Annotated in this window: 3 protein-coding genes; all 3 read left to right on the forward strand. The window is 65.9% G+C overall.

Annotation, left to right across the window (positions count from 1 at the left end; translation table 11 throughout):
• Positions 1-276: 276 nt before the first annotated feature.
• The gene (locus MOV74_RS30865) at positions 277-453 is read left to right on the forward strand and encodes a DUF3311 domain-containing protein (protein WP_246930622.1); all 177 of its coding nucleotides are present in this window, start codon (positions 277-279) and stop codon (positions 451-453) included.
• Positions 443-1,933: a monocarboxylate uptake permease MctP gene (mctP, locus tag MOV74_RS30870; RefSeq protein WP_246930625.1), complete on the forward strand. Its 1,491-nt coding sequence runs from the start codon at positions 443-445 to the stop codon at positions 1,931-1,933. The genes MOV74_RS30865 and mctP overlap by 11 nt, the downstream gene beginning before the upstream one ends.
• A gap of 141 nt (positions 1,934-2,074) precedes the next feature.
• Positions 2,075-5,207: PAS-domain containing protein (locus MOV74_RS30875; protein WP_246930626.1), on the forward strand; the 3,133-nt coding region annotated here is incomplete at its 3' end.

A 5,207-nucleotide genomic window follows, 5' to 3' on the forward strand; every position in this document is an offset into this window, starting at 1 on the left:
GTCCCGCCGCCCGAGCCGCCGACGCCGGCGGCGAGCGAGCGCAAGCGGCAGTAGCGGCCCCATCCGTCCATCATTCATCCCTGGCGCGACAAGCTCCGCTTCGCGCGAGGGCCACCTCGTGCGGGCTGCTCAGACCCGAGACGGCGTCGCCGATACGAAAGTATGGGGGTCTGGCCGAGCCAAGGTAGGGGGAGGGCTGGCCGTCGTTGTCAGCTATATCGCGCTCAAGTCGCGCTCACGAAAAGCGCGTCGACCTTACTCACAGGGGAGGAGAGCGTGATACGTCTTTTGCTGCTGCTGCCGTTCATCGGCCTGATGATCGTGCCGTTCTACAATGTCCGGGAGCCCCATCTGTTCGGCTTCCCGTTCTTCTACTGGTATCAGCTCGCCTGGGTGCCGCTGACCTCGCTGCTCACCTACATCGTCTACAGGAGCGTGCGCCGTGCTGGCTAATGTCGATAGCGCGGCATTCGCCGTATTCCTCGCCCTGTTCATCCTCGTCACCGGCATGGGCTTCGTGGCCTCGCGGTGGCGCAAGCCGGAGACGCTCGCCCATCTCGACGAGTGGGGTCTCGGCGGCCGCAAGTTCGGCACCTGGATCACCTGGTTCCTGGTCGGCGGCGACTTCTACACCGCTTACACCGTGATCGCCGTTCCTGCGCTGGTCTATGCGGTCGGCGCTTACGGATTCTTCGCGCTGCCATACACCATCATCGTCTATCCGTTCGTGTTCGCGGTGATGCCGGTGCTGTGGAAGGTCGCCAAGGAGCGCGGCTATGTCACCGCCGGTGACGTGGTGCGCGGCGCCTACGGATCGCGCGGGCTCGAACTCGCGGTCGCGGCCACCGGCGTGCTGGCGACGATGCCCTACATCGCGCTCCAGCTCATCGGCATGGAGGTGGCAATCAAGGCGCTCGGCCTCCACGGCGAGATACCGCTCGTTCTCGCCTTCCTGGTGCTGGCGCTCTACACCTACTCGTCGGGGCTGCGCGCACCTGCGCTGATCGCCTTCGTCAAGGACATCATGATCTACATCGTGGTGATCGCGGCGATCGCGATCGTGCCGTCGAAGCTCGGGGGCTACGGCGCGATCTTCGTCGCGGCGGATGCAGCGTTTACGGCGAAAGGCGCGGGCGGCGTCCTGCTGTCACCGGCGCAGATCCTGCCTTATGCCTCGCTGGCGCTGGGCTCGGCGCTAGCCGCCTTCATGTACCCGCACACGCTGACCGGTATCTTCGCGTCCTCAGGCGGCAACACCATTCGCAAGAATGCGATGCTGCTGCCGGCCTACACGCTGCTGCTCGGCCTGCTCGCGCTGCTGGGCTACATGGGTCATGCGGCGGGCCTCAAGCTCGCGAGCAACAACGACGTCGTTCCGGAGCTGTTCAAGACGCTGTTCCCGAGCTGGTTCGCGGGCTTTGCCTTCGCCGCGATCGCGATCGGCGCGCTGGTGCCGGCAGCCGTCATGAGCATTGGCGCCGCCAATCTGTTCACTCGCAACTTCTGGAAGGTGTGGGTCGATCCGAAGGTCACTCCGGCAGGCGAGGCGAAGGTCGCCAAGATCACCTCCATGCTCGTGAAGGTCGGTGCGCTGCTCGCCATCCTGCTGATGCCGACGCAGTTCGCGCTCGACCTGCAATTGCTCGGAGGCCTCTGGATCCTTCAGACGCTGCCGGCGCTGGTGTTCGGCCTCTATCTGAACTGGTTCTCGAGCACGGCCCTCCTGGCCGGCTGGGCCGTCGGCCTTGCAGGCGGATCGTGGCTTGCCTGGTCGGACGGGCTGAAGCCGCTGCACAGCATTGATCTGGGAGCCGGGCCGGTTGCGATCTACACCGGTCTCCTGGCGCTGGCGCTCAACATCGTGGTTGCCGTCGTCGTCAACCTGGCGCTCAAGCGCAGGCCGCAGGAACGGCTGTCCCGCGAGGCGGCCTGAGTACTGCCGTCGGCGGCCGGAGATCCTCCGGCCGCCGATCTTTGCCGGAATGAATAGCCTTCCATGCAATTGAAAACGCTCTAGTATCCGCCCGCGATCCAGCCCCGCTCGGCGGATCAGACGGTCTCGGGTGAGGATGTCTTGCAGGCGTGGTTCGTTCTCGCGGTCGCTGCCGGCTATGTGACCACGCTCTTCCTGGTTGCCTGGTGGGGCGATCGGCGGAGCGCCGGAGGGCCGCTGGTTTCGCCCAACTCCTGGGCGGCTGCAATCAGCTATTGCCTGACGCTTGCTGTCTACAACACCTCGTGGAGCTTCTACGGATCGGTCGGTCGGGCCGCCACCAGCGGGCTGGACTTTGCCACGATCTATATCGGCCCGACCCTGGTGCTGCTGTTTGGCCAGACGCTCCTGTCCAAGGTGATTGCTATCGCGAAGGCGCAGAACGTCACCTCGATTTCGGATTTCATCGCCGCGCGCTACGGCAAGAGCCAAGTGCTCGCGGCCTTCGTGACGCTCGCATCGCTGCTGAGCGTGCTTCCCTACATCGCGCTTCAACTCAAGGCGGTCGGCAAGAGTTTCGATTACCTGATCCTCCAGCCTGAACGGGCCGGCGGCGAGGCGCTGCGCTTCTGGCAGGATTCCGCGTTCGGCGTTGCCGCGTCGATGGCGCTGTTCGCGATCGTATTCGGTGTCCGGCACGTCCACGCCAGCGAGCATCATCGCGGCCTGATGCTCGCGATCGCCTTCGAAAGCATCGTCAAGCTGCTCGCATTCCTGATCGTCGCGCTGTTCGTGCTGTTCGGCCTGTCCGGCGGGCCGGCCGCTCTCCTGTCGCAGCTCCAATCCGAGCCGCAACTGGCTGGGATTCTGACTTTCGATCCGACGCAGCCGGTATGGCCTGCGACAATCATCATCTCGGCGATCGCCTTTCTGTGCCTGCCGCAAGCGTTCCATGTCGCCGTCGTCGAGAACGAGAGCCCGGACCATACGCGTACCGCGGCATGGCTCTACCCGGCCTATCTTGCGCTGTTCAGCCTGCTGATCCTGCCGATCGCCGCGGCCGGTCTCACCCGGTTCGGCGCGATGATGGACCCCGACACCTACGTCATCTCGCTGCCGATTGCGGCGGACGCGGGCGCCGTCAGCCTGATTGCGTTCCTCGGCGGGCTGTCGGCTGCCACCGGCATGGTGATCATGACGTCCGTCGCGCTCAGCACCATGCTTTGCAACGACGTCATCATGCCGCTGCTGCTGCGCTTGCCCGTCTTCGGCCTGCGCGCGCGGAGCCGTCCGATGACTTCGGTGCTAGTGGTGGTGCGCCGGCTCTCGATCCTCGGCATCCTGCTGCTCGCCTATCTGACGCACCGTCTGGTCAACCAGTCCTATCCGCTCACAGTGATCGGTCTTCTGTCGTTCGTCGCGGTCGCGCAATTCGGACCGGCGTTCGTCGGCGGCCTGTTCTGGCCTCGTGCCAACAAGGCCGGCGCCTCGGTCGGAATCGCAGCTGGATTCTTCATCTGGGCCTACACGCTGCTGCTTCCCTCTGCCGCGCCGCTCTGGCCCGCTCTCGAGGAGATCGTTCGCCAGGGCCCGTGGCAGCTCGCCTGGCTCAAGCCGAACGCGCTGTTTGGCCTCGAAGGGGTCGATCCGATCTCGCACTCCACGCTCTGGAGCCTCGGCGCCAACCTTGTCTGCTTCCTGGTGGTCTCGGCGCTCGGACGGCAATCGACCGTCGAGCGCAATCAGGCCGCGGCGTTCGCCGATGGGGTCGTCCGCGAATCAATTCCGAAATTGTCCACGCGCGTGGTGGTCCGGCTCGACGATCTGCGCGCGCTGGCGCTGCGGTTTGTCGGCGCGGAGCGCGGGGCGGCGTCGTTCGATGGCTATCTTGCCGCTCGCATTTCCGGCACCGGGCCGCGGCTCGATCCATCAGGGCTGGTCGATCTCGACTCGATCCGGTTTACCGAGAACCTGCTTGCCGGCGCGATTGGCGCCGCCTCGGCGCGCGTGGTGATCGCGTCGTCGCTGGAAGGGCACTCGCTGTCGCGGCGGGCAGCGATGGCGATGCTCGACCAGGCCTCGGAGGCGTTGCGCTTCAACCGCAGCCTCTTGCAGAGCACGCTCGAGAGCGTGCCTCAGGGCATTTGCGCGTTCGATGCCGAGTTCAACATCACGGCATGGAACGGCCGTTTCATCGCGCTCCTGGACCTGCCGCCGGACTTCGTGCGCGTGGGGCTTCCACTGGCGGACCTCATCGCCTTCAACGTCGAGCGCGGCGAATATGCCGCGTCCGAATTCGCAGCGCTCCTGGTCAATCGTGACGTCGCCACGCAGAGCTGGCCCTATCTGTACGAGCGCAAGCGGCCGGATGGCACGGTGCTTGAGATCGTCTACGACCGCGTCGCCGAGGGCGGCTACGTCTCGACCTATACCGACGTGACCGAGCGTCACCGTACCGCCGAAGCCTTGCGGCGTGCCAATGAGGGGCTGGAGCTGCGTGTCCGCGAGCGGACCGAGGCGCTCGAGCAGGCGAAGGCGGAGGCCGAGCAGGCCAATCTCGGCAAGACTCGCTTCCTGGCGGCGGCCAGCCACGATCTGCTGCAGCCGCTGAACGCGGCCCGTCTGTTTCTGTCTGCGCTCGACGAGAGCCTGCATGGCTCCTTGCGAACTGATGATGCCGGCAAGGAGCGCACCTTGGCGAGCAGCGCGATTACGGCGCTGCGCTCGACCGAGCATGTCCTCGACAGACTGCTCGACATCTCTTCCTACGATGCCGGCGCCGTTCGCGCCGAGGTGTCCGACTTCCCGATCGCGGAGCTGCTGGTGCAGTTGAACGTCGAATTCTCGGCCATGGCCCGCGAACGCGAGCTCGTCCTCCGCGTCGTCGGTTGCCGCCTCGCGGTGCGCAGCGATCCGCACCTGCTGCGTCGGATCCTGCAGAACCTGCTGTCAAACGCGCTTCGCTACACGCCCAAGGGACGCATCCTGCTCGGCTGCCGGAGGCAGGGCGGCGCGCTGCGCATCGAGGTCTGGGATACCGGCGTTGGGATCGCGGCGGAGGACCAGAAGCGCATCTTCGAAGAGTTTCAGCGCCTCGCGCCCGGGCCGGAGAAGGGATTGGGCCTGGGGCTCGCCATCGTCGATCGTGTGTCGCGGCTGCTGGGCCATGCCGTCGATGTCCGTTCGCGCCCGGGACATGGTTCGTGCTTTGCGGTCACGGTGCCGCTTGCGCGCGGACCGGGCAGGCCGCTTCAGCGCAATCCGGCGATTGCAG

This window comes from Bradyrhizobium sp. SHOUNA76 (assembly GCF_023006445.1).
Classification (GTDB): domain Bacteria; phylum Pseudomonadota; class Alphaproteobacteria; order Rhizobiales; family Xanthobacteraceae; genus Bradyrhizobium.